Here is a 26,598-nt window from a genome sequence, read left to right as displayed (position 1 = left end):
GTACGCTGGTGTACTTTTCCACCAAATCAGGCAACACCCATCGTTTCATTGAGAAGCTGGGGCTTTCGGCGCACCGGCTGCCGATCAACCGCAACGACCCGGCGCTACATATCGAAACCCCCTACGTGCTCATCACGCCCACCTATGGCGGTGGCGAGAGCGAAGGGGCGGTGCCGGGTCCGGTGATCCGCTTTTTGAACGATGAGCATAACCGGCGCCTCATACGAGGCGTCATTGCTGCTGGCAATACCAATTTTGGCGAGGCGTACGGGCTGGCGGGGCGCATCATCGCGCACAAGTGCCAGGTGCCGCTGCTTTATCGATTTGAGCTTTTTGGCACTGACGATGACGTCGCCAGGGTTCGCAAAGGAGTAGAAGAGTTTTGGAAACGACAAACGTAGCCACTACCAACGTGTCTGAAACGAAGAAACCTGCCGCAGAGACGGCCCAGGCGCGCACGCTGGATTATCATGCGTTGAACGCCATGCTGAACCTTTACGGGGCCAACGGCGAGCTTCAGCTCGACAAGGACCGCGAAGCGGCGCGCCAGTACTTTCTGCAGCACGTCAACCAGAACACGGTGTTCTTCCATTCGCTGGAAGAGAAGCTCGACTATCTGGTCGAAGAACAGTACTACGAAGCCAGCGTACTCGATCAGTACGCGCCGGCTTTCGTCAAGGCGCTTTTCGAGCAGGCCTACGCTTATAAGTTTCGTTTTCCGAGCTTTTTGGGCGCGTTCAAGTACTACACCAGCTACACGCTGAAGACCTTCGATGGTAAGCGCTACCTGGAACGCTACGAAGACCGCGTATGCATGGTGGCGCTCACGCTTGCGCGCGGCGAAGAGGCGCTTGCCAAGTCGCTGGTGGACGAGATCATCAGCGGCCGTTTTCAGCCGGCCACGCCGACCTTTTTGAACTGCGGTAAGCAGCAGCGCGGCGAGCTGGTATCGTGCTTTTTGCTGCGTATCGAAGACAACATGGAGTCGATCGGCCGCTCGATCAACTCGGCGCTGCAGCTCTCCAAGCGCGGCGGCGGCGTGGCGTTTTTGCTGAGCAACATTCGCGAAGCCGGCGCGCCGATCAAGCGCATCGAGAACCAGTCCTCGGGCATCATCCCGATCATGAAGCTTTTGGAAGACGCTTTCTCCTACGCCAACCAGCTAGGGGCGCGCCAGGGGGCCGGTGCGGTGTATCTCAACGCTCACCACCCGGATATCCTGCGTTTTCTGGATACCAAGCGCGAAAACGCGGATGAAAAAATTCGCATCAAAACGCTCTCCCTTGGCGTGACGATCCCGGATATCACCTTCGAGCTCGCCAAGCGCAACGACGACATGTATCTGTTCTCGCCCTACGACGTGGAGCGGGTCTACGGCAAGCCGTTTGGCGATGTCAGTGTGACCGAGAACTACCACGACATGGTCGCTGACGTGCGTATTCGCAAGCAAAAGATCAACGCCCGGGCGTTTTTCCAGGTGCTGGCCGAGCTGCAGTTCGAGTCCGGCTACCCCTACATCATGTTCGAAGATACGGTGAATCGCGCTAACCCGATCGCCGGGCGTATCAACATGAGTAACCTCTGCTCGGAGATTCTTCAGGTCAATACACCGACCGAGTACGACGAGGATCTCAACTACAGCAAAATCGGCCAGGATATCTCCTGCAACCTGGGCTCGATGAACATCGCCAAGGTGATGGATTCCGGCGATATCGGTACCAGCGTGGATATCGCGATTCGCGGTTTGACCGCGGTTTCCGAGATGAGCAACCTCAAAAGCGTTCCCTCTATCGCCGAAGGCAATGCCCAGTCCCGCGCCATCGGCCTTGGTCAGATGAACCTGCACGGCTTTTTGGCCCGCGAGCACATCTACTACGGCTCCGAAGAGGGGTTGGACTTTACCAACCTGTACTTCTACTGCGTCGCGTTTTACGCCATTCGCGCCTCGAATCAGTTGGCCATCGAGCACGGCGATACCTTTGCCGGTTTTGCGGATTCGACCTACGCCTCGGGCACGTTCTTCGACAAGTACGTCAATGAAGCGTGGCTGCCGAAAACCGAAAAAGTGCGTGGACTTTTCGAGCGCAGCGGCATTGCGCTGCCCACCCAGAGCGACTGGGAAGAGCTCAAGGCCTCGGTCATGGCGCACGGGCTTTATAACCGTAACCTGCAGGCCGTGCCGCCTACCGGCTCGATCTCCTATATCAATCACTCCACCTCCAGTATTCATCCGGTGGCAGCGAAGATCGAGATCCGTAAAGAGGGCAAGCTTGGCCGCGTTTACTACCCGGCGCCGTTTTTGAACGAAGCGAATTTCGACTACTTCCAGGACGCCTACGAAATCGGCCCCGAGAAGATCATCGATACCTACGCCGAGGCGTCCAAGCACGTGGATCAGGGGCTTTCGCTGACGCTCTTCTTCCCGGATACCGCAACGACCCGGGATATCAACAAGGCGCAGATTCACGCCTGGCGTAAAGGCATCAAGACGCTTTACTACATCCGCCTGCGCCAAAGTGCGCTGGAAGGTACCGAAGTCGAAGGCTGCGTTTCCTGCACGCTGTAACCACGTAACGAAAGAGATCATTTGATGACCACCATGCAACGCTTATCACGGGTCGATGCCGTTAACTGGAACCGTCTGCAGGACGACAAGGACCTGGAGGTCTGGAACCGCCTAACCAGCAACTTCTGGCTGCCGGAGAAGGTGCCGCTGTCCAACGACATTCAGTCCTGGAATACGCTGACCCAGCAGGAAAAACAGCTGACCATCCGCGTATTCACCGGCCTTACGCTGCTGGATACCATTCAAAGCAGTATCGGCGCGCCGGTATTGATGGAAGATGCGCGTACGCCCCACGAAGAGGCGGTCTATACCAATATCGCCTTCATGGAGTCGGTACACGCGCGCTCCTACAGCTCGATCTTCTCGACGCTTTGTACGACCCGCGATGTCGACGACGCCTTTCGTTGGAGCGAAGAGAACGCGACGCTGCAGGCAAAATCCGAGCTGATTCTCGAGCGCTACCGCTCGGACGACCCTTTGATGCGCAAGGTGGCCAGCGTCTTCCTCGAGTCGTTTTTGTTCTACTCGGGCTTTTATCTGCCCATGTACTGGTCCAGCCATGCCAAGCTGACCAATACCGCGGATTTGATTCGTCTGATCATTCGTGACGAAGCGGTGCACGGCTACTACATCGGCTACAAGTTCCAGCAGGCGCTCGCCGAGGCGAGCCCGGAGCGTCAGCAGGCGGTGAAAGACTACGCCTATGAGCTTCTTTTGGAGCTTTACGATAATGAAGTGCGCTATACCGAATCGCTTTACGACGCGGTCGGTCTCTCGGAAGACGTGAAGAAATTCCTTCACTACAACGCCAACAAGGCGCTGATGAACCTGGGCTACGAGCCGCTCTTCCCGAGCAGCGTGACCGACGTCGACCCGACCATCATGGCGGCACTTTCGCCCAACGCCGATGAGAACCACGACTTCTTCTCCGGGTCGGGTTCTTCGTATGTGATCGGCAAGGCCGTTGCCACCGAAGACGACGACTGGGCGTTTTAAGGACCGTCATGACGGAATTGACCGCTGAGGGCGAAGTAGCGCCGGTGGGCGAGGCGTGCCAGGTGCTGCGCATCGCCGCCGCCATGATGGTCGACGAGGCGGGCAGGCTGTTGCTGGTGCGTAAGCAGGGCAGCCGCTATTTCATGCAGCCCGGTGGCAAGGTCGAGCCGAACGAAGCTTGTGATGTGGCGCTTTGCCGCGAGCTCCAGGAAGAGCTTGGGCTCTGCGTCGAGCCGTCACGGCTTACGCATTTCAAGCGCGTTCGGGCGGTCGCGGCCAATGAGGCGCAGACGTTGATCGACGCCGAGCTTTACAGCCTGAACGTCGAGGGTCACGTCGAGGCGGCGGCGGAAATCGCCGAGGCGCGCTGGGTAAGCCCGGCGCAGGCGAAAACGCTTTTGCTGGCGCCGCTCACCCGCGACTGCGTCGTCCCTTGGGCGAACGCACGTTTGAGTGGATGAAGACGCCCGACAGAGTCGCTTTCGACGTCGAAGTGCTTAATTCGGTATACAAAACGGGAGCCTGGCTCCCGTTTTGTATTGCGCTATCGAAAAATCTGCTAGGCTACGCGACTGCTCGGCCAGACGGCCGGGGCCTTGCCTGCGCGCAGGATTTCACCCCCAAAGCCATTGATAGCGAAACGTGATCCCTGGTATGGATCACCACTGCGCTCAAGGAACACTTGAATGCCCATTGTGACACTGCCTGACGGCAGCCAACGACCCTTTGATGAACCGCTTTCCATTATGCAGCTCGCCGCGTCGATAGGCCCTGGTTTGGCCAAGGCGTGCGTCGCGGGAAAGATCGACGGTGTACTGGTCGACGCGGCCGATATGATCGAACGCGATGCCGAGGTGGCGATCATCACTGCCAAGGATCAGGAGGGGCTCGAAATCATTCGCCACTCCGCCGCGCATTTGATTGGGCATGCGGTCAAGCAGCTCTACCCCGAGGCCAAGATGGCGATTGGCCCGGTAATCGAAAACGGCTTCTATTACGATATCGATTTTGGCCACTCCGTCTCCTCGGAAGATCTCGAAACGATCGAAAAGCGTATGCAGACGCTGATCGAACAGGAGTACGACGTGGTGCGCGAGTACGTGGACCGCGACAAGGCGATGCTCACCTTCCTGCACCGCGATGAGCCCTACAAGCAGGAGATCATTCGCGATATTCCCGAAGGCGCCGAGATCAGGCTCTACCATCACGAAGAGTACACGGACATGTGCCGTGGGCCCCACGTGCCCAATACGCGCCATCTAAAGGCCTTCAAGCTGACCAAGCTGGCCGGTGCCTACTGGCGCGCGGACGCCTCCAACGCCATGCTGACGCGTATCTACGGCACGGCCTGGGGTGACAAGAAGCAGCTCAAGGCGTATCTCAAGCGGCTCGAGGAAGCGGAGAAGCGCGACCACCGTAAGCTTGCGCGCCGTCTCGATCTCTTCCATATGCAGGAAGAGGCCCCCGGTATGGTGTTCTGGCACCCCAACGGCTGGGCGCTTTGGCAGCAGGTCGAGCAGTACATGCGCCGGGTTTATCAAGAAGGTGGCTACCAGGAAATTCGCTGCCCCCAGATCATGGACGTCTCGCTCTGGAAAAAATCCGGGCATTGGGACAACTACGCCGACGGCATGTTCTTCACCGAGTCCGAGAAGCGCGAATACGCCTTGAAACCGATGAACTGCCCGGGCCACGTGCAGGTATTCAACTCCGGGCTTAGAAGCTACCGTGAGCTTCCGGTACGCTTTGGCGAGTTCGGCGGCTGTCACCGGAACGAGCCCTCCGGTGCGCTGCATGGCATCATGCGTGTACGCGCCTTTACCCAGGACGACGGCCACGTCTTTTGTACCGAAGCCCAGGTCGAGCCGGAGGTGACCAGCTTCCACCGCCAGGCGCTCAAGGTGTACCAGGACTTCGGTTTCGAGGATATCGCGATCAAGATCGCGCTGCGTCCGGAAAAGCGTATCGGCAGCGACGAGGTCTGGGATCGCGCGGAAGACGCCCTACGCGGTGCCTTGAAGGCCTGCGATGTCGAGTGGCAGGAGCTCCCCGGCGAAGGCGCCTTCTACGGCCCCAAGATCGAATACCACATGAAGGATTGCCTGGGCCGCGAGTGGCAGGTTGGTACCATGCAGGTCGATTTCATGATGCCCGAGCGCCTGGGCGCGCAGTACGTGACCGAAGAGGGCGAGCGCAAGCCGCCGGTCATGTTGCACCGGGCCATCGTGGGCTCCATGGAGCGCTTCATCGGCATCCTGATTGAACATTATGCCGGGGCTATGCCATTATGGCTGGCACCCGAGCAGGTAGTCGTGATGAATATCACCGATTCACAGCGTGATTATTCGCTCGAATTGGAGAAACGCCTGCAAAAAATCGGTCTTCGCGTCAAGGCGGACTTGAGGAACGAGAAGATCGGCTTTAAAATCCGTGAACACACGTTACAGAAAATTCCCTATCTTCTAGTGGTTGGAGATAAGGAAGTCGAAGCTGACTCAGTGGCCGTGCGTACTCGCAGCGGCGAAAACCTCGGAACGATGACGGTCGATGAGTTCATCGAGCGTGTGACAGCCGAGCGAGCAGCCCTGGCGACATCGTCAATTGCCTAAGGAGACAGAGCAATCAAGCGAAGCAACCAGCGCGGGCGTCCAGCAGATAAACGCCCCCCAATGAACGAGCGAATTACCGAAGAAGAAGTCCGTTTGATCGATGCCGAAGGTGAGCAGTTGGGCGTTGTGCCCACCACCGAAGCATTGGAGCGGGCGGAAGCTGCCGGTTTGGATCTCGTGCAAATTTCGAATGCCGACCCCATCGTCTGTAAGATTATGGATTACGGCAAATTTGTTTTCGAGACGAAAAAGCAAAAAGCTGTTCAGAAGAAAAAGCAAAAGCAAATCCAGGTCAAGGAAGTTAAATTCCGGCCCGGCACCGACGAAGGCGATTATCAGGTCAAGCTTAAAAACCTGACGCGCTTTCTGGAAAGTGGTGACAAAGGCAAGGTCACTTTGCGTTTTCGGGGTCGCGAAATGGCGCACCAGGACATCGGTCGCAAGCTGATGGAACGGGTCGCAGCTGACCTCGAAGAGATCGGAACGGTGGAGTCTTTCCCGAAAATGGAAGGCCGCCAGATGATCATGATTCTTGCCCCCAAGAAGAAGTGATCCATAGGCGTTGTTAACGGGTCGGCGCCTGGCGCCGACCGGCCTTGGGTTTTCTAAAAAACATCGAGCGGAGTTTTTCTCATGCCGAAAATCAAAAGCAACAGCGGCGCTGCCAAGCGCTTTAAAAAGACCGCTAACGGCTTCAAGCACAAGCAGTCTTTCCGTAGCCACATTCTGACCAAAAAATCGACCAAGCGTAAGCGTCAGCTGCGCGGCATGAAGCAGATTCACTCTGCTGACAAGCCGTTGATCCAGCGTATGCTGCCGAATCTGTAAGTCGTTTTTTTAGAATTTTTTAAAGTCAGGAGTGTGTTATGACCCGAGTTAAGCGTGGCGTAGTGGCCCGTCGTCGCCATAAGAAAGTACTGAAGCAAGCGAAAGGTTATTACGGAGCGCGTTCGCGTGTTTTCCGTGTTGCCAAGCAGGCCGTTATCAAGGCCGGTCAGTACGCGTACCGCGACCGCCGTAACCGTAAGCGTCAGTTCCGTGCCCTGTGGATCCAGCGTATCAACGCCGGTGCCCGCATCAACGGTATGTCTTACAGCCGCTTCGTAGGTGGCCTCAAGAAAGCCGGTATCGAAATCGACCGTAAAGTATTGGCCGATCTGGCGGTTCACGAAAAAGCGGCATTTGCTGCCATCGTGGAAAAAGCCAAGGCTGCCCAATAAGGTTTTAAGCCAGTATATGGTTTGAAATCACGAGGTCACAGCGTGACCCATACAGGGGAAGAGCAGCCGCTCTTCCCCTGTTTTTTTGCCATCGACATTTTGTCATCGACAATGTATGGCTTGTAAGGCCCCGTTCTGGCGACGCCTTATTGGATGAAAACCGCTTAATTCGGAGTACAACGGATGGATCACCTGCCTACGCTGGTATCAGAGGCTCGCGACGCCATTCAGGCCGCGCAGAGCGTGTCTGAACTGGATGAGCTACGAGTTCGCTATCTGGGCAAGAAGGGCGAGGTCACCGCTCTGCTGAAAGGGCTGGGTAAGCTCGCCGCCGAGGAGCGTCCGGCCGCGGGCGAGCGTATCAACCAGGCCAAACAAACCCTGGCCGGTGAGATCGACACCCGGCGCGAGGCGCTCGAAAGCGAAGCGCTGAACGCGCGCTTGGCCGCGGAAAAAATCGACGTGACGCTGCCCGGGCGTGGCCAACAGAGCGGTGGTTTGCATCCGGTCACGCGCACGCTCGAACGTATCGAGGCGCTGTTTACCCGCATTGGCTATGACGTTGCCGTGGGCCCGGAAATCGAAGACGACTACCACAACTTCGAGGCGCTCAATATTCCGGCGCACCATCCGGCGCGCGGCATGGCGGATACCTTTTACTTCGACGCCACAAGGCTTTTACGTACCCATACCTCGCCGGTACAGGTACGCACCATGAAAGAGAGTGCGCCGCCGATTCGTATCGTCTGCCCGGGGCGGGTGTATCGCAGCGACTCGGATTTGACCCATACGCCGATGTTTCATCAGGTCGAAGGCCTGCTGGTCGACGAAGGCGTAAGCTTTGCCGACCTGAAGGGCACCATCGAGGATTTTCTGCAGGCGTTTTTCGAGCGCGATGATCTCTCTGTGCGCTTTCGCCCCTCCTACTTCCCGTTCACCGAGCCCTCCGCCGAGGTCGACATCCAGTGCGTGATGTGCAGCGGAAACGGCTGTAGGGTGTGCTCGCAAAGCGGCTGGCTCGAGGTGATGGGCTGCGGCATGGTGCACCCGGAAGTGTTTCGCCACTCGGGTATCGACACCGAGCGCTATACCGGCTTTGCCTTCGGCATGGGCGCCGAGCGCCTGGCGATGCTGCGCTATGGCGTCAACGACCTGCGGCTGTTCTTCGAAAACGATCTGCGCTTTTTGCGCCAGTTTGCCTAACCACGCCGCCAGACTACAGGAACGAGCATGAAATTTTCAGAACAGTGGCTGCGTGAATGGGTATCACCGCAGCTTGCGACCCAGGCGCTTGCCGACCAGATCACCATGGCAGGGCTCGAAGTCGACGCCGTCGAACCCGTCGCGCCCGCTTTCGAAGGCGTGGTGGTGGCCGAGGTGACGGCCAAGGCGCCCCATCCGGACGCTGACAAGCTCAACGTTTGCCAGGTCATTGATGGCACCGGCGCGCCGGTGCAAGTGGTCTGTGGTGCGCACAATGTCGACGTAGGCCAGCGGGTGCCGTTTGCCCAGGTCGGCGGGCTGTTACCCGGTGACTTCAAAATCAAAAAGGCCAAGCTGCGCGGCGTCGAGTCCTTCGGCATGATCTGCTCCGCCTCGGAACTTGGCCTGGAGGAAGAGGCCTCCGATGGTATCTTCGTGCTACCGGCCAGCGCCCCGGTCGGGGTTAGTATCCGTGAGTACCTGGGGCTAGACGACGCCACCATCGAAGTAGACTTGACGCCGAATCGCGGCGACTGCCTGAGCGTTAAAGGGCTTGCGCGGGAGGTCGGGGTGCTCAACCGGCTACCGGTCCAGGCGCCGGAGATCTCCCCGGTCGCGCCAAGCATCGAGACCCGTTTCCCGGTGCGCGTAGAGGCTGGCGAACAGTGCCCGCGCTACGTGTCCCGGGTTATCGAAGGCGTCGACCTGTCCGTCGAGACGCCGCTTTGGATGGTCGAGCGGCTGCGCCGCAGCGGCGTGCGCTCTATCGACGCCGCCGTCGACGTGACCAACTACGTGATGCTCGAACTCGGTCAGCCGCTTCACGCCTTCGACCAGGCGAATCTGAAAGAGGGGATCGAAGTGCGCCTGGCCGCCGAAGGCGAGCGCCTCACCTTGCTCGATGGGCAGGATATCGCGCTGCGTCCGGACACGCTGGTGATCGCCGATGCCTCTGGGCCGCTGGCCATGGCCGGCGTCATGGGCGGCGAGTCCTCCGGCGTGAGCGCCAACACGCGCACCATTTTTCTGGAAGGCGCCTACTTCACCCAGTTGGCGGTGGCCGGTCAAGCGCGCTCCTACGGGCTTCATACCGATGCCTCTCACCGTTTCGAGCGCGGTGTCGACCCGCAGCTCACCATCGAGGCGGTCGAGCGCGCCACCAAACTGTTGATCGACATCTGCGGCGGCCAGCCCGGGCCCGTGTGCGAAGAGAAAAGCGAAGCACATCTGCCTGCCCCGCGCACCATTGAGCTTCGCCGCGCGCGCTTGGCTCAGGCGCTCTCCAAGGAGCTGCCCGACGATGACGTCACCGACATCCTCGACCGGTTGGGGCTTGCGACGACGCGGTCGAGCAACGGCTGGCAGGTGGCGGTGCCTGGCTGGCGCTTCGATGTCGCCATCGAAGAGGATCTGATCGAGGAGATCGCAAGGATCCACGGCTATAACAACCTGCCGGTGCGCCGCCCGTCGGCGCGGCTTGCCCTGCGTCCGGCCAACGAGGCCAAAATCACTCAGGCGAGGCTTCGTAACCAGCTGGTGGCCCGGGGTTACCAGGAGGCGATTACTTACAGTTTCGTTGCACCCGAGCTTCAGGCGGCTATCTTCCCAGATGCAGTGTCGCCGGTGCTCGCCAACCCCATTTCAGCGGACCTTTCCGCCATGCGGGTCAGTCTCTTTCCAGGCTTGATTCGCGCGTTGGAGCACAACCTCAACCGTCAGCAAAGCCGGGTGAGGCTCTTCGAGACCGGGCTTGTGTTCAACGGCGAGCTGGATTCGTTGACCCAAACGCCGATGATTGGCGCGTTGGCCAGCGGCCCGCGCGAAGTGGAAGGGTGGAGCAGTGCTAAAACGCCGATCGACTTTTTCGACTTGAAAGGCGATCTGGAGAGCCTTCTGGCCATGGGCGGCAATGAAGGCGCCTGGCGCTTCGAGCCCGCCGCGCACCCGGCGCTACACCCGGGGCAGAGCGCACAGCTTTTCCATAACGACCAGCCCGCCGGCTGGATCGGTACGCTCCACCCCAAAGTGCGCGCCAATCTCGGGCTGAAAGCCGAGGCGGTGCTCTTTGAAGTGCGCCTGGACGCGCTGAGTGAAGGCGTGATTCCTGCGTTCGCACCCTTGTCACGTTTTCCCGAGGTGCGCCGCGACCTGGCCTTTAGCCTGGACGAGCAAACCCCGGTGCAGGCTCTGCTGGATTGTGTCAGCCGCGAGGCCGGTGATTACCTCGAAGACCTCAAGCTTTTCGACGTCTACACGGGTAAAGGCGTGGAGCCGGGGCAGAAGAGTATTGCCTTGGGCTTGACCTGGCAGCATCCATCGCGCACGCTGAATGATGATGAAATCAATCAGCGGGTGGATTCGATCGTGGCGCAGGCCAAGGCCATGCTGAATGCACAGCTTCGTGGCTAAGTAAAAACGGCCGCGACCGACATTGTTGGCAATGGGTTTGCGACAAGGAGAAGCGTTATGGGCGCGTTGACCAAAGCGGAGCTTGCGGAACATCTACATACCGAGCTTGCGCTGTCCAAGCGGGAAGCAAAAGCGATGGTAGAGACGTTTTTCGAAGAGATTCGAGCCTGCCTGCGTGAAAACGAGCAGGTAAAGCTCTCGGGCTTTGGCAATTTCGACCTGCGCGACAAGCGCGAGCGCCCGGGGCGAAATCCCAAGACCGGCGAGGAGATCCCGATATCCGCTCGCCGGGTGGTGACGTTCCGGCCTGGCCAGAAACTCAAGCAGCAGGTCGAGCACTTCACCAGCTCTTAAGCGCCTAACACCCAAACGGGGTTAAAGCCGGCCAGGCGTAAAAGCGCCCCTTCCCAGGGGCGCTTTTTTATGCGCGGTGCGCCGCTACGCCATACGCGTTCAGGGCGCGGGGTAGGGCGTATGCGCAAAGCGCGCAAGTCGTGTTAATATCTGAGCAAATTCATCAAGTATTGGTCGGGAGTTCGATGATGCCTCAGCTCAATATTTTAGTGGGCACCATGTACGGTGGCGCCCTCGACGTGGCCGAGCAGGTCAAGCCGCTGTTCGAAGCGGCGGGCTACACGGTTGCCATCAAGGAAGAACCCTCGGTCGAGGATGTCGCCAATGGGGAGAGCCTGGCGCTTTTCTGTGTCTCAACGACCGGCAGCGGTGACTACCCGGGTAACTTCGTGCCTTTCGTGCGGGCGTTGAAAGATCAGTCGCCGGCGCTCACCTCGCTGCGCTATGGCCTCATCGCCTTGGGCGATAGCTCGTATGGCGACACCTTTTGCGGCGCCGGGCGCGCGCTGGATGCGACGCTCGAAGATCTGGGGGCCACGCGGTTGGGCGAGCGCCTCGAAGTGGACGCCATGGAAACCTTCATGGCCGACGACGCTGCGCTACCCTGGGTGGAAGAGTGGATCGATGACCAAGCGCTAAAGGTCGCCTGAATGGAGCGCGGATCTCCAGAGCGGGTAAGCGTGGCGGTTGGTCTTTGTATCGTCATGCTTTCGGTCATTCCACGCTATATGGCCGGTGGTTTCGAGACGCGCCAGACCCTTTTACTTATCGCCCTGGCGCTGGTGGCCGGGGCGGCGGTGGTCAACTGGCGGCTGCTGAGCGCCCAGGCCCGGGCGCAGCTGCCCGCGCTGCTCAAACGCCTTGGCGTCATGTTGGTGGCCGGCGCGGTCGTGATGGGTGTTTGGCACGCGCTGATGACCGACTGGCTCAGTTGGCAAGAGTTTATCTCCCACGCCGCGACCTGCGGGCTTTTGCTTTACGCGATAAGCCTTGGATGGCGACGAACGACAACCGAATGAGAAGGGCGCGGGTAATTTAACGGAAACTCCCTTGTAATTACGCGCCGCGCCCCCATCTTGCGAGCATGGTGCTTGCCACTATGCGCCGGGGTTTCTAGAATTGCCCCTTTGAACATGTATACGCACTCAACATAATGCCCAGCCGCTAGAGGACAATTCATGCAAGTTTCTGTCGAGACGACCTCCCCCATCGAACGCCGCATTACCATCCAGGTGCCGGCGGCCGACATCGACGAGGCTGTCAGCGCTCGCTTGAAAGACACCGCGAAAAACGTTCGCTTGAACGGTTTCCGCCAGGGCCGGGTTCCCATGGACGTCGTACGTCAGCGCTACGGCGACAGCGTGCGTAGTGAAATCGTTGGCGAAGTCATGCGCGAGCGTTACGTGCGCGCGATCACCGACGAAGGGCTGAACCCGGCGGGCTACCCGCAGATCGAGCCAAAGGTCAACGAAGCGGGCAAGGATTTCGAATTCGTCGCGGTCATGGAAGTTTACCCCCAGGTCGAGCTGAACTCGATCGAAGGCACCGCGGTCGAGCGCCCGGTCGTTGACGTCAGCGAAGCCGACGTCGATGAAATGATCGAAACCCTGCGCAAGCAAAACGCCGAATTCCAGGAAGCCGACAAGGCGGCCGAAGATGGCGACCAGGTCACCATCGACTTCCAAGGCTACCTGGGCGATGAGCCGTTCGAAGGCGGCAGCGCCGAAAACCACACGCTGGTGATTGGCTCCAATAGCTTCATCCCGGGTTTTGAAGAGCAGTTGATCGGCGCCAAGGCCGGCGACGACAAGACGCTGACGGTCACCTTCCCGGAAGATTACCAGGCCGAACATCTGGCCGGTAAAGACGCCACGTTCAAGGTCAAGGTTCACAAGGTCAGCAGCCAGGAGCTGCCGCCGGTCGATTCTGCATTCTTCGAGCGCTTCGGCGTCGAAGACGGCGACGAGAGCAAGTTCCGCGCCGAAATCAAAAAGAACATGACCCGTGAAGCCGCCCAGGCGGTCGACAACCGCGTCAAGCAACAGGTGCTGGATGCGTTGAAAAACGCCAACGACATCTCCGTGCCGAGCGCGCTGGTTCAGCAGGAAACCGACGGCATGAAGCGCCAGGCCGCGCAGCAGTTCGGTCTTGGCGAAGACTTCGACGTCAGCCAGCTGCCCAACGAGCTCTTCGAAGAGCAGGCCAAGGGCCGTGTACAGGTGGGTCTGCTGCTGGCCGAAGTCATCAAGGCCCACGAGCTGGACGCCGACGATGAGGCCATCAAGGCTAAAGTGGAAGAGCTTGCCGAGCAGTACCAGGACCCGTCCGAAGTGGTCGAGTACTACATGGGTAACGACGAGCTCAAGACCCAGGTCAAATCCGCTATCCTTGAAGAGAAAGCGGTCGATAAGCTTCTGGAACAGGCCAACGTCACCGACGTTGAAATGACCTACCAGCAGGCGCTGGCCGCGGCACAGCAGCAGGGCGAGGGTGGCGAAGAAGAGGAAAACGCCAGCGCTTAAACCGTTTGGGGCGCGCGTGTTGCGCGCGCCTTTCCCTTACCGGACGCAAGGAATCACCCAATGAGTGAGTTTGATATTCAAAACGCCGGTGGTCTCGTACCCATGGTGGTTGAGCAAAGCGCCAAAGGGGAAAGATCCTACGATATCTATTCGCGTCTTCTAAAAGAGCGCGTCATCTTTCTGGTCGGGCCCGTCGAGGATTACTCGGCCAACCTGATCGTGGCGCAAATGCTCTTTCTGGAGTCCGAAAATCCCGATAAAGATATCCATCTTTACATCAACTCACCCGGTGGGTCGGTAACCGCAGGCATGTCGATCTATGACACCATGCAGTTCATCAAGCCCGACGTTTCCACCGTGTGCGTGGGCCAGGCGGCCAGCATGGGTGCGCTGCTTCTAACGGCCGGTGCGCCGGAGAAGCGGTTTTGTCTGCCCAATTCGCGGGTCATGATTCACCAGCCGCTGGGTGGCTACCAGGGTCAGGCGTCGGATATCGAAATCCACACGCGTGAAATTCTGGGCATTCGCGAGAAACTCAATCAGATTCTGGCTCACCACACCGGGCAGGATTTAGAGAAAGTGGCGCGCGATACCGACCGCGACAACTTCATGAGCGCCGATCAGGCCAAAGAGTACGGGCTGATTGACGCAGTGCTGGATAAGCGGCCTACATCCTGATAGCGTAAACGGATACCCGCTTTTCCAACGAGCTTTTCCGGCGGCGAGAGCCGCCGCAGTGATAGAGGTACGCCAATGGCCGACGGCAAAGGCAAGGACGAAGGTGGCAAACTGCTTTACTGCTCGTTTTGTGGCAAAAACCAAAACGAAGTACGTAAGCTGATTGCCGGCCCGTCCGTATATATTTGCGATGAGTGTGTCGATCTGTGTAACGACATCATTCGCGAGGAAGTTCTCGAAGCCGATGCCGAGAGCGATGAGGAGCGTCTGCCTACGCCTCGCGAAATACGCTACACCCTCGATGACTACGTTATCGGGCAAGACCGCGCCAAGATGGTGCTATCTGTCGCGGTGTACAATCACTACAAGCGTCTCAAGACCGAAGTACGTGAAAGCGATGTGGAGCTGGGTAAATCCAATATCCTGCTGATTGGTCCGACCGGTAGCGGTAAGACGCTGCTGGCCGAAACCATGGCACGGCTGTTGAACGTACCGTTCACTATCGCTGACGCCACCACGCTCACCGAAGCGGGCTACGTGGGTGAAGATGTCGAAAACATCATCCAGAAGCTGCTGCAAAAGTGTGATTACGACGTCGAGAAAGCCGAGCGCGGTATCGTCTACATCGACGAAATCGACAAGATCTCGCGTAAGTCGGACAACCCGTCGATCACGCGCGATGTCTCCGGCGAGGGTGTTCAGCAGGCGCTTTTGAAGCTGATCGAAGGCACCACGGCCTCCGTGCCGCCCCAGGGCGGTCGTAAGCATCCGCAGCAGGAGTTCGTGCAGGTCAACACGGCCAACATGCTCTTCATCGTGGGTGGTGCTTTCGCAGGGCTTGAAAAGGTCATTCGCGACCGCTCCGAGAAGGGCGGTATCGGCTTCAACGCCAGCGTGAAGACCAAGGAAAGCGCTAAAGGCGTGGGTGAGCTTCTCTCTGAGGTCGAGCCTGAAGATCTGGTCAAATTTGGCCTAATCCCCGAGTTCGTAGGGCGCCTGCCGGTAATCGCGACGCTGACTGAGCTTACCGAAGACGCGCTGATTCAGATTTTGACCGAGCCCAAGAACTCGCTGATCAAGCAGTACGCCAAACTCTTCGAAATGGAAGGCGTGACGCTTGAATTCCGCGAGGAGGCACTACGCGCCGTTGCCGCCAAGGCGATGGAGCGTAAAACCGGTGCCCGTGGTCTTCGCTCGATTCTTGAATCGGTACTGCTGGACACCATGTATGAGATTCCCTCGCTCGAGGATGTCAGCAAGGTGGTGATCGATAAGTCGGTGATCGAAGGCGAAAGCCAGCCGCTATTGATCTACTCCAACCAGCAAGAGACGCGCGTTGACGGGACCGACGGCTAACAAGGCCGCGCTCGATCCAGGTACTGCTTGCGCCAATACAAGGGGTCGCCTAGGCGACCCCTTGTTGTTGTCCAGGCACTGCTGGCCCGCGCCGCGCCGTGGGCCGATGACCGGGTCCTTGCCATCCAGCGGCTGACGTTACCAGGCCGCGTCTTCCATCTTGTTAAGCGCTTATAAGTGGTAACGCTTTATCGAGCGCTTATCCGATTTTGAGGAACGTCTGCGATGCAGCAGAACGCCGATCAGACACAGTGTTTACCCATGTTGCCGCTGCGCGACGTGGTAGTTTACCCGCAAATGGTGATTCCGCTGTTTGTGGGCCGGGAAAAATCCATCCATGCCCTCGAAGCGGCCATGGAAGCCGATAAGCGCGTCCTGTTGGTGGCTCAGCGTGAAGCCTCTCAGGACGAGCCGGATAACGACGACCTTTACGCCATGGGTACCGTTGCCGACATCATGCAGCTTTTGAAGCTTCCCGATGGCACGGTCAAGGTATTGATCGAAGGTAACTTCCGTGCCGATGTCGTGAGCATCGAAGAGAACGAGGCCGGCTACACCCAGGCGCACCTGGTGGCGCGGGATAGCGAACCGCTGACCAGCCGTGAGCAGGAAGCGCTGGTTCGCGTGCTGCTGAATCAGTTCGAGCAGTACGTCAAGCTCTCCAAAAAGGTGCCCAACGAGGTCTTGAACTCGCTGTCCGGCATCGAGGACCCGAGCCGGCTCGTGGATACCATCTGCGCGCATTTGTCGCTCAAGATCGGCGACAAGCAGGAGCTTCTCGAGATGGATCGCGTGCGCGATCGTATCGAGCACCTGATGGCGCTGATCGAGTCCGAAATCGACCTGCTGCAGGTAGAAAAGCGTATCCGCTCGCGGGTCAAAGAGCAGATGGAGAAGACCCAGCGCGAGTACTACCTCAATGAGCAGATGAAGGCCATCCAGAAAGAGATGGGTGAGCTCGATGATGTGCCCAACGAGACCGAGAAGTACGAGCAGGCGATCAAGGACTCGGGCATGCCCAAGGAGGCCTTTGAGAAAGCCACTCAGGAGCTCAACAAGCTCAAGATGATGGCGGCCAACTCCGCCGAGGCCACCGTGGTACGCTCCTACCTCGACTGGCTGATCGCCGTGCCCTGGAAAAAGCGCACCCGGGTCAAGCACGACCTGGTCAAGGCGCAAGAGGTGCTCGACGAGGACCATTACGGCCTGGAAGAAGTCAAGGCGCGTATTCTCGAGTACCTGGCGGTACAAAAGCGGGTCAAGAAGATGAAAGGACCGGTGCTTTGCCTGGTAGGCCCACCAGGGGTGGGTAAAACCTCGCTTGGCCAGTCCATCGCGCGGGCAACCAACCGTAAGTACGTGCGCCTGGCGCTTGGTGGCGTGCGCGACGAGTCCGAAATTCGTGGCCATCGGCGCACCTATATCGGCTCGCTACCGGGTAAGCTGATGCAGCGCATGACCCGCGCGGAAGTGAAAAACCCGCTGTTTTTGCTCGACGAAGTCGACAAACTCGGTATGGATCACCGGGGGGATCCATCCTCGGCGCTTCTGGAAGTGCTCGACCCGGAGCAGAACAACAGCTTCAGCGACCACTACCTCGAGCTCGACTACGATCTCTCCGAGACGCTGTTCATTTGTACGGCGAACTCGATGAATATCCCCGGTCCGCTGCTGGATCGTATGGAGATCATTCGGCTACCCGGTTACACCGAGGACGAGAAGCTGGCGATTGCCAAGCGCTACCTGCTCCCCAAGCAGCTAAAAGCCAACGGCTTGAAGCCGGAGGAACTGGCGCTGGAAGAGGAAGCGCTTCTGGAGCTTGTGCGCTACTACACCCGCGAAGCGGGCGTGCGCGAGCTCGAGCGTCAGATCGCCAAGGTGTGCCGCAAGGTGCTGCGCGAGCGGGTTGAAGCCGAGGTGAGCAAGAAAAAAGACGCCAAGGAGCCGCCGCAAACGCTCAAGGCCGAGCATATCGAGACCTACGCCGGTGTTCGCCGCTACAGCTACGGTTTGGCCGAAAAGGAAGACCAGGTAGGACGCGTCACCGGGCTTGCCTGGACCTCCGTCGGGGGTGAGATTCTCAACATCGAATCGGTGGTGACGCCGGGTAAAGGCCGTGTCAACAAGACCGGCTCGCTTGGCGATGTCATGAAAGAGTCGGTCAGCGCTGCCCATACCGTCGTCAAAGCGCGGGCGGCGTCGTTCGGTATCGACCCACAGCGGTTCGAGAACGAGGACCTGCACATTCACGTGCCGGAAGGCGCGACCCCGAAGGACGGCCCGAGTGCCGGGGTGGCTATGGTGACGGCCATGATCTCCGCCTACACCAATCGCCCGGTGCGCTGCGATGTCGCCATGACCGGCGAGGTCAATCTGCGTGGGGAAGTCATGCCCATTGGCGGATTGAAGGAGAAATTGCTGGCGGCGCGCCGGGGTGGTATAAAGACCGTCCTGATTCCTGAGGAAAACCGCCGCGATCTCAAGGAAGTACCGGATAACATCAAGGGCGCACTTGATATTCGTCCGGTACAGTGGATAGATGATGTGCTGGCAGTGGCGCTAGCCGATGAGCCGGACAGCGGGGCGGCAACGCTCAAAAATGCCGACCCGTCGTTTAACGGCAGTACTGTCGCCAGCACACACTAAGCGTCAAAGCCCGAAGAGGCTTTTAGTGATAAGGGGCGTCCGGGCCCGGTGGCCCGGCGCTCGAAAGTTGGTCGCTTGACAGGTATTTCAAGGCATTGCTATAAAACGCAGCTATGCTTTGAGCTTGTACCTGCCGGTGACCGCGCCGTTCAGAGCCATTTTTTCGAAACATTTAAGGGGTGAAGTGTGAATAAGTCCGAGCTGATTGAAGCTATTGCCGCGTCTGCAGATATTCCGAAAGCAGCGGCAACCCGCGCATTGGATGCCATGGTCGAGTCTGTCACCGATAGCCTCAAAAAAGGCGATAGCGTTTCACTGGTAGGCTTTGGTACGTTTGCCATTAAAGAGCGCGCTGCGCGCACCGGTCGTAACCCGCAAACGGGCCAGCCGATTCAGATTAGCGCTGCCAAAGTACCCAATTTCAAAGCGGGTAAAGCGTTGAAAGACGCCGTCAACTGATTGGCTCGCGTTTGCTGTAACGTAATGGGCGCATCGCTACGGCGATGCGCCCATGTTATTTTAAGGCCCCTTTTTTGGGCGCGATCAATGGCCGTAACGATCTGAGGCAAGCATGCTGCAAAGTATTCGCAATGGCTCCCGTAGCTGGGGCGCTAAAATCATTATTGGGCTCATGGTGGCCGCCATGGCGCTTTTTGGCGTGGAGTCGCTATTCAGCGCCTTCGGCCGCGACCCAAACCAGGTGGCAAGCGTCAACGGCGAGCCCATCATGCGCCAGCAGGTAGAGCTTGAAGTGCAGCGTGCGCTACGCTCGGGTCAGGTGCCACCAGAGCAGGAGCGTGCCCTTAGAAACGACGTGATCGACCAGTTGATCACGCAAAAACTGCTGGGTCAGTATGCCGATGAGGGTGGCTTTTACCTCTCCGACGACCAGTTGGATCAGATCATTATCACCCTGCCTGAGTTTCAGGACGGGCAGGGCCGTTTCAATGCGGATATCTTCCGTAACCAGCTTGGCCGGGCCGGCTACACGCCGGTGGCGTTTCGCGAAGAGCTGAAGGGCGATCTCAAGCGCCGCTACCTCCAGCAGGGCCTCGCCCAGAGTGACTTCGTGCTGCCCAACGAGCGCGAACGCCTTTTGGCGCTGCAAAATCAGCAGCGCAGCTTCCGCTACGTGATGCTCGACCAAAGCGATATCGACTTCGCGCCTACCGTCACCGACGACGATGTCCAGGCGTACTACGACGCCAACCCGGAGCGTTTCGAGCGCCCGGAACAGGTGCAAGTCGAGTACGTACTCATCGACCGCCAGGAGATGGCCGACGATGTCGAGGTGGACGACGAAGCGCTGCGCGAGGCCTATCGCGCGCAGAGTCAGTCCAGCGACCGTCGCGTGTCGCACATCATGATTACCTACGGTGACGAGCGCAGCCGCGATGAAGCCCAAACGCGCGCCGAGCAGGCGCTGGCGGCGATCGAGGCGGGCGACTCCTTCGAGGACGTGGCGCTGGAATACTCCGACGACACCGCCAGCGCCGAACAGGGTGGCGACCTTGGCGTCATCGCCCCCGGCATCATGGGCGAAGCCTTCGACGACGCCGCGTTCAACCTGGCCGAAGGCGAAACCTCCGAGCCGGTCGAAATGAGCGACGCTTTCCACGTTTTACAGGTGACCGAGATCGAGGGGCCGTCTTTCGAAGAGCAGCGCGAAACCCTCATGCACACGGCGGCGATCAACGAGGTCAGCGATGACTTCAACCGCCAGGTGCAGCGCCTGATCGACGAAAGCTTTGCGGCGGATGACCTGCAAAGCGTGGCAGAAGATCTGAGCCTGACGCTCTTTCAGACCGACTGGATTACCCGAGACGGCGGCACCGGCGTGCTCTCCGAGCCCGGCGTCATGAGCGAAGCGTTCACCGACGATGTGCTGCAAGACGGCTACAACAGCCAGGTCATCGAGCTCGACGACGACCGCCGCATGGTCCTGCGCGTGGCGGAGCACCGCGAGGCGACGCTGCTGCCGGTCGAAGAGGTGCGCGACGACATCGAAGGGTTCGTGGCCGCCTCCCAGCGCCAGCAGGCGCTTCAGGAAGAGGCCGATCGCCTGATTGCCGCGCTCGAAGCCGGCGAAGAAGTCGATATTGACTGGCAGCAGGCAGAGGGTGTCTCCCGCCAGGGGCCCACGGCATTACCGGCAACGCTGGTGGATGGCGTATTCCGCATGGCGCGCCCGGCAGAGGGCGAAAGCCGCTACGCTAGCGTTTCGATGCCCTCGAACGTCAGCGTCGTGGCGCTCGACGACGTCATCGCCGGCAGCGAAGAGCGGGATGAGGCCAGTGATTTCGTCGCGCGTATCTCCGAGCAGCTGCGCGCCCAGGCCGCCGTCGAAGGTCTGATCGCCTCGCTCAGAGACGACGCCGATATCGATCGCTAAGCGCCGATTAAAAGCGCGTTACGCAAAAGCCGACCCCTTGGGGTCGGCTTTTTTTATACCTTTTTTATACCTTAATCACTCGCCAGGCGGGGGTGATGCGAGCGGAAACTGGCGAAGTTCGGGAACGGCGAGCGCGCCTTCGGTGGGTTCGATGACGATGTCCCAGCCGTGCTCGGTGCTCCAGTCCCCCAGCACGAAGCGCTTGGCGGGTACCTCTTCCACGGTGAGCTCGTGCACCATCGGGCGGTGGGTGTGGCCATGAATCATGGTGCATACCCCGTAACGGCTCATCAGTGCCGTCACCTCGGCCGGGGTGACATCCATGATGGCTTCATGCTTGCCGGCGTTGGCACTGCCCGACTCGAGGCGCAGCTTTTTGGCAAGCGCCAGGCGCTCCTGCAACGGCATGGCGAGAATTTGCGCCTGCCACTGCGGGTTTCGCGACTGGGCGCGAAACGCCATATAGCTCTCGTCCTGGGTGCAAAGGCTATCGCCATGCAGCAACACCAGCGGTAAGCCCTGCAGCTCGGTCTCCAGTGCCTCGGGCAAGAGCGTGGCCCCGCAAGCGTTGACAAAACGCTCGCCGAGCAGAAAGTCGCGGTTGCCGTGCTGAAAATAGACCTCGGTACCCGCATCGCTCAGCGCGCGCAGGCGCTTGATGACCTCAATAGCGACCTCGGCGGTCGGGTGGGGCGTATCCAACACATCGTCGCCAATCCAGGCATCGAACAGATCGCCCAGTATATAGAGCGCCTGCGCGCCCCTGGCAGTGTGTTCGAGGTAACGGTAAAACCCTTGATTGATCTCGGGGGTATCGCCGCTTAGGTGCGTGTCGGCTACCAGCAGAGTGCGCATAAGACTCCCGGGCTCAATCTTCTTTAACGTAGGCGCGCTCGATGATCACGTCTTCCGCGGGCACGTCGGCGTGCATACCGCGGCGTGTGGTGCTGACGCCCTTGATGGTGTTGACCACGTCCATACCATCGGTCACTTCGCCAAATACCGCATAGCCCCAGCCTTGCAGGTTCTTGCCGCTGTGGTTCAGGAAGCTGTTGTTACCCACGTTGATGAAAAACTGTGCGGTAGCCGAGTGTGGGTCCTGGGTGCGCGCCATGGCCAGGGTTCCGATTTTGTTTTCCAGACCGTTATCGGCCTCGTTCTCGATCGTATCCCGGGTCGGTTTCTGCTCGAAATCCTGATCGAAGCCACCACCCTGGACCATGAAGCCGTCGATCACGCGGTGAAACAGCGTGCCGTCATAAAAGCCGTCGCGCACGTACTGCTCGAAGTTGGCGGCGGTTTTGGGCGCTTTCTCGAAATCGAGCGTGACGGTGATGTCACCAAAGTTCGTCTGTAATACGATCATGAATAAATTCCCATTGAATAAAAGCGTTCGCCTTGGCGCTGTGCATCGGCGTCGCGTTATAATAGCGGTTTTGCCCGGCGCCGCGAAGCGCTAAGGCTTTTAGCTTGGATTCTAGATGCTTAGGGTCTAGTCATCCGGGTTTTAGAAGCTTAGGCGTCAGCCGGCCGGCACGCCATCCACTGTGAGGTTATCAACACCGCCATGAGCAACGAGACCACCAAAGCGCCGAACTTCATTCGCAACCAGGTAAGCGACGAGATCGACAGCGGGCAGGTCAGCAAGATCGTGACCCGTTTCCCGCCGGAGCCCAACGGTTTCCTGCACATTGGCCATGCAAAATCGATTTGTCTGAACTTCGGGCTGGCCCAGGACCTGGGGGGCGACTGCCATTTACGTTTCGACGACACCAACCCGGCCAAGGAAGAGCAGGCCTATATCGACGCCATCAAGGAAGACGTCGAATGGCTGGGGTTCGAATGGGCCGGCGAGGTGCGCTATGCATCCGACTATTTCGACCAGCTCTACGCCTGGGCGCAGCACCTGATTCGTGAAGGCAAGGCCTACGTGGATGACCTGAACCCGGACGAGATTCGCGAGTACCGCGGCACGTTGACCGAACCGGGAAGGCCGAGCCCTTACCGTGAACGCAGCGCCGAAGAGAATCTGGATCTTCTCGAGCGCATGCGCCTGGGCGAGTTCGGCGAAAGCGAGAAGGTGCTGCGCGCCAAAATCGATATGGCCTCGCCGAACATCAACCTGCGCGACCCGATTCTCTACCGCATTCGCCATGCAAGCCACCACCAAACCGGCGATGCCTGGAAGATCTACCCGTCCTATGATTTCACCCACGGTCAGTCGGATGCCCTGGAGGGCGTGACCCACTCGATCTGCACGCTGGAGTTCGAGGATCACCGCCCGCTTTACGAGTGGTTCTTGAACAACCTGCCGGTGCCCAACAAGCCGCGCCAGATCGAGTTCGCCAGGCTCAACCTCAACTACACCTTGACCTCCAAGCGTAAGTTGAAGCTGCTGGTCGACGAACAAATCGTCGATGGCTGGGACGACCCGCGTATGCCGACCATTTCGGGTATGCGCCGCCGCGGCTATACGCCGGCATCGATCCGCAAGTTCTGCGAGATGATCGGCGTGACCCGCGCCGACGGTGGTCTGGTCGATATCGCCATGCTGACCCACGCGATCCGCTCGGACCTGGAAGACAACGCACCGCGGGCCATGTGCGTACTGAAACCGCTGAAGGTCGTGCTGACCAACGTCGAGGAAGGCTTCGAAGAGACCTATGACGTGCCGGGCCACCCCGCCCGCGACGACATGGCCGTGCGTAAAGTGCCGCTGACCCGCGAGCTTTATATCGACCAGGACGACTTCATGGAGGATGCGCCCAAGAAGTTCTTCCGCCTGGCGCCGGGTAAAGAGGTTCGCCTGCGCAACAGCTACGTCATCCGCTGTGACGAGGTGATCAAGGACGCCGCCGGTGAAGTGATCGAGCTGCGCTGCTCGGTGGATTTCGACACCCTGGGCAAGAACCCGGAAGATCGCAAAGTGAAGGGCGTGATCCACTGGGTCAGCGCTGTCCACGGCGTGAACATGGAAGTGCGTTTGTACGACAACCTCTTCATGGTCGAGCAGCCCGACCGGGACAAGGACGCCGATTTCCTCGACCACCTGAACCCGGCGTCGCTAATCGTTTGCCAGGCGATCGGCGAGCCGAGCCTGGCAAACGCCTCCCCGGAGTCGCGCTTTCAGTTCGAGCGGGTAGGTTATTTCTGCGCCGACCGTCACCTCTCTACGCCGGACAAGCTCGTCTTCAACCGCACCGTGGGTCTGAAAGATACCTGGGCGAAAATTCAGAAGAAAGGCTAAGGGGCGTTTATGTATATCTACAATACGCTGACGCGCCAAAAGGAAGCGTTCACGCCCCTCAAGGCCGGGCGGGTCAGCATGTACGTCTGTGGTATGACGGTTTACGACTACTGCCACCTGGGCCACGCCCGGGTGATGGTGGCGTTCGATGTCATCAGCCGCTACCTGCGCGCGCGCGGGTATGACGTCAACTACGTGCGCAACGTCACCGACATCGACGATAAGATTTTAAAGCGCGCCGATGAAAACGGTGAATCCATCAGCGCGCTCACCGAGCGCATGATCGACGCCATGCACGAGGACGAGGCGCGCCTGGGGGTACTCCCGCCGAGCCGCGAGCCGCGGGCTACCGGCCACATCGATGACATCATCGCGATGATCGAGACGCTGATCGACAAGGGCTTTGCCTACCGGGCGGATAACGGTGATGTCTATTACCGGGTACGCAAATTCGAAAGCTACGGCAAGCTCAATAACCGCCAGCTCGACGACATGCGCGCGGGCAGCCGGGTCGAGGTCGATACCCACAAGGAAGACCCGCTCGATTTCGTACTCTGGAAAGCCGCCAAACCCAGCGAGGCCCATTGGGCGTCGCCCTGGGGTAACGGCCGCCCGGGCTGGCACATCGAGTGCTCGGCGATGTCCACGTGCTGTTTGGGCAACACCTTCGACATTCACGGTGGCGGGCCGGATTTGACCTTTCCCCATCACGAAAACGAGATCGCCCAAAGTGAGGCGGCCACCGGCCAGACCTACGTCAACACCTGGATGCACGCGGGTGCCGTCCGGGTCGACCAGGAGAAGATGTCCAAGTCATTGGGCAACTTCTTCACCATTCGTGACGTGCTGACCGAGCACGACCCGGAGGTGGTGCGCTATCTGCTGGTCGCCAGCCACTACCGCAGCGCAATCAACTACTCGGTGGGTTCCCTGATCGAGGCGCGCAAATCGCTGATCCGTTTTTATACCGCGCTCGACGGCGTCGAGCTCGAAAAGGGGGCAAGCGAAGAGGCGGATGCAAGCGAGTTCGACGCCCGCTTCAAAAGCGTCATGGACGACGACTTCAATACGCCCGAGGCGCTGGCGGTGCTGTTCGATCTGGCCCGCGAGCTCAACCGCGCGAAAGCCGAAACGCCTGCGATGGCCCCGCGCTTGGCCTCTGAGCTCGTGCGTTTGGGCGGGGTGCTGGGGCTTTTGCAGCAGCCCCCCCAGGCCTTTCTCAAGGGCACCGCTCAGGCCGCGATCAGCGAAGCCGAGATCGAAGAGAAGATCGCCGCGCGCCAGGCGGCCAAGGCCAACAAGAACTTCGCCCAGGCCGACGCTATTCGCGATGAGCTCGCCGCCAGCGGTATCGTGCTCAAGGACTCCCGTGAAGGCACCACCTGGATGGTCGAGGCCCTTTGATCCGCAAGTGTCAGGGTGTGGCGCTTGACGGCACGCCACCTATACTTAACGCTTTGATGAGCCACTTGAATAAAGGATGATGACAATGCGCTCCATGGTAAAACCCGCACTGGCCGGCTTGGCCCTTACCTTCGCTGCAAGCCATAGCCACGCCGCCGACCCCGTTATCGTGTCGTCTAAAATCGATACCGAAGGCGCGGTGCTGGGCGAGCTGATCATCCAGACCCTGGAGCGCGAAGGCATCCCCACCCAGAGCCGTCTACAGTTGGGCGCTACCAGCGTGGTGCGCAACGCCCTTCTCGCCGGCGAGATCGACCTCTACCCGGAATATACCGGTAACGGTGCGTTCTTTTTCGATATGACCGATAGCCCCGTTTGGAACGACGCCGACAAGGCCTATGAGGCCGTGCGGGAGCGCGACGCCGAGCAGGGGCTTGTCTGGCTACGCCCTGCCAGCGCCAACAATACCTGGGCGATCAGCGTGCGCGGCGATGTCGCCGAGGAAAACGAGCTGGTCACCCTCGACGACCTGGCCGAATACCTGGAGCAGGGCGGCGATTTCAAGTTTGCCGGAAGCGCCGAGTTCGTCGAGTCCGAGCAGGCGCTGCCCGCGTTCCAGCAGGCGTATGGTTTCGAGCTGGGAGCCGATCAACTGCTGGTGCTTTCCGGCGGTAACACCGCGGCGACCATGCGCGCCGCCGCCCAGCAAACCAGCGGCGTTAACGCGGCCATGACCTACGGCACCGACGGCGGTCTCAACGCCCTGGGGCTGGTCGTGCTCGAGGACACCAAGGGTGTGCAGCCGATCTATCAGCCCGCGCCGGTGGTGCGTGAAAGCGTGCTGGCTACGTACCCGGCCATGGAAGAGCACCTGGACGCGGTGTTCGAGACGCTGGACCTCGAGACGTTACAGCGTCTCAACGCCGACGTAGCGGTCAACGGCTTGTCGCCGGACCAGGTCGCCAGTGACTACCTCGATAGCCTGGGCGATTAATC

The 26,598-nt window shown here is 59.5% G+C and carries 24 protein-coding genes; 22 read left to right on the top strand and 2 right to left on the bottom strand.

Annotated elements, in window-relative coordinates; all coding sequences use genetic code 11:
* Positions 1 to 8: 8 nt before the first annotated feature.
* The 19 genes from nrdI to ACWHXT_RS09565 all read left to right on the top strand — a co-directional run bounded on the left by nrdI (position 9) and on the right by ACWHXT_RS09565 (position 20,951).
* Positions 9 to 401 (top strand): class Ib ribonucleoside-diphosphate reductase assembly flavoprotein NrdI, encoded by a 393-nt coding sequence (gene nrdI / locus ACWHXT_RS09655; protein WP_447528967.1) that lies wholly within the window; start codon positions 9 to 11, stop codon positions 399 to 401.
* Entirely contained in the window at positions 383 to 2,566 is a 2,184-nt protein-coding gene (nrdE, locus tag ACWHXT_RS09650) for a class 1b ribonucleoside-diphosphate reductase subunit alpha (protein WP_447926152.1), read from the top strand. The genes nrdI and nrdE overlap by 19 nt, the downstream gene beginning before the upstream one ends.
* 24 nt (positions 2,567 to 2,590) lie before the next feature.
* Complete coding sequence (gene nrdF, locus ACWHXT_RS09645) at positions 2,591 to 3,562, top strand: class 1b ribonucleoside-diphosphate reductase subunit beta (RefSeq protein WP_447893501.1); 972 nt, start codon at positions 2,591 to 2,593, stop codon at positions 3,560 to 3,562.
* Between the two features lie 8 nt (positions 3,563 to 3,570).
* On the top strand, positions 3,571 to 4,023 hold the full coding sequence (locus ACWHXT_RS09640; RefSeq protein WP_447955681.1) for an NUDIX hydrolase: 453 nt from the start codon (positions 3,571 to 3,573) through the stop codon (positions 4,021 to 4,023).
* Between the two features lie 225 nt (positions 4,024 to 4,248).
* The gene (gene thrS / locus ACWHXT_RS09635) at positions 4,249 to 6,171 is read left to right on the top strand and encodes a threonine--tRNA ligase (RefSeq protein ID WP_447926150.1); all 1,923 of its coding nucleotides are present in this window, start codon (positions 4,249 to 4,251) and stop codon (positions 6,169 to 6,171) included.
* A 60-nt stretch (positions 6,172 to 6,231) separates the two neighbouring features.
* Positions 6,232 to 6,723, top strand: coding sequence for a translation initiation factor IF-3 (gene infC, locus ACWHXT_RS09630; protein WP_447926149.1), 492 nt, complete (start codon positions 6,232 to 6,234; stop codon positions 6,721 to 6,723).
* Between the two features lie 81 nt (positions 6,724 to 6,804).
* Positions 6,805 to 6,999 (top strand): 50S ribosomal protein L35, encoded by a 195-nt coding sequence (rpmI, locus tag ACWHXT_RS09625; protein ID WP_252109805.1) that lies wholly within the window; start codon positions 6,805 to 6,807, stop codon positions 6,997 to 6,999.
* 38 nt (positions 7,000 to 7,037) lie between these two features.
* Complete coding sequence (rplT, locus tag ACWHXT_RS09620; protein ID WP_009097607.1) at positions 7,038 to 7,391, top strand: 50S ribosomal protein L20; 354 nt, start codon at positions 7,038 to 7,040, stop codon at positions 7,389 to 7,391.
* Between the two features lie 183 nt (positions 7,392 to 7,574).
* On the top strand, positions 7,575 to 8,594 hold the full coding sequence (gene pheS / locus ACWHXT_RS09615) for a phenylalanine--tRNA ligase subunit alpha (RefSeq protein ID WP_447893499.1): 1,020 nt from the start codon (positions 7,575 to 7,577) through the stop codon (positions 8,592 to 8,594).
* Between the two features lie 27 nt (positions 8,595 to 8,621).
* Positions 8,622 to 11,003 (top strand): phenylalanine--tRNA ligase subunit beta, encoded by a 2,382-nt coding sequence (gene pheT, locus ACWHXT_RS09610; protein WP_447955680.1) that lies wholly within the window; start codon positions 8,622 to 8,624, stop codon positions 11,001 to 11,003.
* A gap of 57 nt (positions 11,004 to 11,060) precedes the next feature.
* On the top strand, positions 11,061 to 11,357 hold the full coding sequence (gene ihfA / locus ACWHXT_RS09605) for an integration host factor subunit alpha (protein ID WP_447528959.1): 297 nt from the start codon (positions 11,061 to 11,063) through the stop codon (positions 11,355 to 11,357).
* Between the two features lie 188 nt (positions 11,358 to 11,545).
* Positions 11,546 to 12,007 (top strand): flavodoxin domain-containing protein, encoded by a 462-nt coding sequence (locus ACWHXT_RS09600; RefSeq protein WP_447926147.1) that lies wholly within the window; start codon positions 11,546 to 11,548, stop codon positions 12,005 to 12,007.
* Entirely contained in the window at positions 12,008 to 12,376 is a 369-nt protein-coding gene (locus ACWHXT_RS09595; protein ID WP_447955679.1) for a hypothetical protein, read from the top strand.
* A 159-nt stretch (positions 12,377 to 12,535) separates the two neighbouring features.
* Complete coding sequence (tig, locus tag ACWHXT_RS09590; RefSeq protein ID WP_447926145.1) at positions 12,536 to 13,879, top strand: trigger factor; 1,344 nt, start codon at positions 12,536 to 12,538, stop codon at positions 13,877 to 13,879.
* 60 nt (positions 13,880 to 13,939) lie between these two features.
* On the top strand, positions 13,940 to 14,557 hold the full coding sequence (gene clpP / locus ACWHXT_RS09585) for an ATP-dependent Clp endopeptidase proteolytic subunit ClpP (RefSeq protein WP_447893495.1): 618 nt from the start codon (positions 13,940 to 13,942) through the stop codon (positions 14,555 to 14,557).
* A gap of 75 nt (positions 14,558 to 14,632) precedes the next feature.
* Entirely contained in the window at positions 14,633 to 15,913 is a 1,281-nt protein-coding gene (gene clpX, locus ACWHXT_RS09580; RefSeq protein ID WP_447955678.1) for an ATP-dependent Clp protease ATP-binding subunit ClpX, read from the top strand.
* A gap of 225 nt (positions 15,914 to 16,138) precedes the next feature.
* Positions 16,139 to 18,559 (top strand): endopeptidase La, encoded by a 2,421-nt coding sequence (gene lon / locus ACWHXT_RS09575; RefSeq protein ID WP_447528953.1) that lies wholly within the window; start codon positions 16,139 to 16,141, stop codon positions 18,557 to 18,559.
* Positions 18,560 to 18,745: 186 nt separating this feature from the next.
* Positions 18,746 to 19,018 (top strand): HU family DNA-binding protein, encoded by a 273-nt coding sequence (locus ACWHXT_RS09570; protein WP_447528952.1) that lies wholly within the window; start codon positions 18,746 to 18,748, stop codon positions 19,016 to 19,018.
* Positions 19,019 to 19,130: 112 nt separating this feature from the next.
* The gene (locus ACWHXT_RS09565; protein WP_447955677.1) at positions 19,131 to 20,951 is read left to right on the top strand and encodes a SurA N-terminal domain-containing protein; all 1,821 of its coding nucleotides are present in this window, start codon (positions 19,131 to 19,133) and stop codon (positions 20,949 to 20,951) included.
* Positions 20,952 to 21,026: 75 nt separating this feature from the next.
* Here ACWHXT_RS09565 and ACWHXT_RS09560 read toward each other — a convergent pair whose 3' ends face one another.
* Complete coding sequence (locus ACWHXT_RS09560; RefSeq protein WP_447926142.1) at positions 21,027 to 21,806, bottom strand: UDP-2,3-diacylglucosamine diphosphatase; 780 nt, start codon at positions 21,804 to 21,806, stop codon at positions 21,027 to 21,029.
* Positions 21,807 to 21,819: 13 nt separating this feature from the next.
* On the bottom strand, positions 21,820 to 22,317 hold the full coding sequence (locus ACWHXT_RS09555) for a peptidylprolyl isomerase (RefSeq protein WP_447926141.1): 498 nt from the start codon (positions 22,315 to 22,317) through the stop codon (positions 21,820 to 21,822).
* Between the two features lie 201 nt (positions 22,318 to 22,518).
* Here ACWHXT_RS09555 and ACWHXT_RS09550 point away from each other — a divergent pair, with 201 nt between their 5' ends.
* The 3 genes from ACWHXT_RS09550 (at position 22,519) to osmF (ending at position 26,596) form a co-directional block, all read left to right on the top strand.
* Positions 22,519 to 24,198 carry a glutamine--tRNA ligase/YqeY domain fusion protein gene (locus tag ACWHXT_RS09550; protein WP_447955676.1) on the top strand — a complete coding sequence of 560 codons (1,680 nt, stop codon included), beginning with the start codon at positions 22,519 to 22,521 and terminating at the stop codon, positions 24,196 to 24,198.
* Between the two features lie 9 nt (positions 24,199 to 24,207).
* The gene (cysS, locus tag ACWHXT_RS09545; RefSeq protein ID WP_447955675.1) at positions 24,208 to 25,602 is read left to right on the top strand and encodes a cysteine--tRNA ligase; all 1,395 of its coding nucleotides are present in this window, start codon (positions 24,208 to 24,210) and stop codon (positions 25,600 to 25,602) included.
* Between the two features lie 85 nt (positions 25,603 to 25,687).
* Entirely contained in the window at positions 25,688 to 26,596 is a 909-nt protein-coding gene (gene osmF, locus ACWHXT_RS09540) for a glycine betaine ABC transporter substrate-binding protein OsmF (RefSeq protein WP_447955674.1), read from the top strand.
* Positions 26,597 to 26,598 lie beyond the last annotated feature (2 nt).

This window comes from Vreelandella halophytica (genome assembly GCF_968193635.1).
The sequence above is the reverse complement of the archived record's forward strand: the minus strand, read 5'-3'. Positions and strand labels throughout refer to the sequence as shown.

Coding starts and splice junctions, on each gene's coding strand:
- ACWHXT_RS09640 (WP_447955681.1), top strand. CDS start 3,571: ATGACGGAATTGACCGCTGAGGGCGAAGTAGCGCCGGTGGGCGAGGCG.
- clpX (WP_447955678.1), top strand. CDS start 14,633: ATGGCCGACGGCAAAGGCAAGGACGAAGGTGGCAAACTGCTTTACTGC.
- osmF (WP_447955674.1), top strand. CDS start 25,688: ATGCGCTCCATGGTAAAACCCGCACTGGCCGGCTTGGCCCTTACCTTC.
- ACWHXT_RS09565 (WP_447955677.1), top strand. CDS start 19,131: ATGCTGCAAAGTATTCGCAATGGCTCCCGTAGCTGGGGCGCTAAAATC.
- rpmI (WP_252109805.1), top strand. CDS start 6,805: ATGCCGAAAATCAAAAGCAACAGCGGCGCTGCCAAGCGCTTTAAAAAG.
- ihfA (WP_447528959.1), top strand. CDS start 11,061: ATGGGCGCGTTGACCAAAGCGGAGCTTGCGGAACATCTACATACCGAG.
- ACWHXT_RS09550 (WP_447955676.1), top strand. CDS start 22,519: ATGAGCAACGAGACCACCAAAGCGCCGAACTTCATTCGCAACCAGGTA.
- cysS (WP_447955675.1), top strand. CDS start 24,208: ATGTATATCTACAATACGCTGACGCGCCAAAAGGAAGCGTTCACGCCC.
- rplT (WP_009097607.1), top strand. CDS start 7,038: ATGACCCGAGTTAAGCGTGGCGTAGTGGCCCGTCGTCGCCATAAGAAA.
- pheT (WP_447955680.1), top strand. CDS start 8,622: ATGAAATTTTCAGAACAGTGGCTGCGTGAATGGGTATCACCGCAGCTT.
- ACWHXT_RS09560 (WP_447926142.1), bottom strand. CDS start 21,806: ATGCGCACTCTGCTGGTAGCCGACACGCACCTAAGCGGCGATACCCCC.
- ACWHXT_RS09555 (WP_447926141.1), bottom strand. CDS start 22,317: ATGATCGTATTACAGACGAACTTTGGTGACATCACCGTCACGCTCGAT.
- clpP (WP_447893495.1), top strand. CDS start 13,940: ATGAGTGAGTTTGATATTCAAAACGCCGGTGGTCTCGTACCCATGGTG.
- thrS (WP_447926150.1), top strand. CDS start 4,249: ATGCCCATTGTGACACTGCCTGACGGCAGCCAACGACCCTTTGATGAA.
- ACWHXT_RS09595 (WP_447955679.1), top strand. CDS start 12,008: ATGGAGCGCGGATCTCCAGAGCGGGTAAGCGTGGCGGTTGGTCTTTGT.
- infC (WP_447926149.1), top strand. CDS start 6,232: ATGAACGAGCGAATTACCGAAGAAGAAGTCCGTTTGATCGATGCCGAA.
- tig (WP_447926145.1), top strand. CDS start 12,536: ATGCAAGTTTCTGTCGAGACGACCTCCCCCATCGAACGCCGCATTACC.
- nrdF (WP_447893501.1), top strand. CDS start 2,591: ATGACCACCATGCAACGCTTATCACGGGTCGATGCCGTTAACTGGAAC.
- pheS (WP_447893499.1), top strand. CDS start 7,575: ATGGATCACCTGCCTACGCTGGTATCAGAGGCTCGCGACGCCATTCAG.
- lon (WP_447528953.1), top strand. CDS start 16,139: ATGCAGCAGAACGCCGATCAGACACAGTGTTTACCCATGTTGCCGCTG.
- ACWHXT_RS09600 (WP_447926147.1), top strand. CDS start 11,546: ATGCCTCAGCTCAATATTTTAGTGGGCACCATGTACGGTGGCGCCCTC.